This window comes from Peribacillus sp. SIMBA_075 (assembly GCF_046534585.1).
In genome coordinates, this window is sequence record NZ_JAWRYN010001267.1 from 1 (window position 1) to 248 (window position 248).

Annotated in this window: 1 pseudogene; it reads left to right on the forward strand. The window is 48.8% G+C overall.

The window, feature by feature from the left end:
* A pseudogene (locus SB775_RS32415) lies at positions 1–248 on the forward strand (thiamine pyrophosphate-binding protein); the annotation flags it as partial.

Sequence of the window (248 nt, forward strand, 5' to 3'; positions counted from 1 at the left end):
GAAGTATATTTGATGAATGATGCGGCTACTGCGCTGCAACGGTTCCATGAAGCATGGGAGACGGCAACGACCGGGAAAAAGGGTCCCGTCCTGGTAGACCTTTGTGTAGATGTGCAAAAAACAGAAGTCGAAGTCGATCTGGATGCATTCGTCAGTGTACAGGAGCAATTGCCACAAGCAACGGATGAAGACATCGCCAAAACGATCGAGCTGTTAAAAGAAGCCAAAAAGCCAGTGCTGATCTCTGG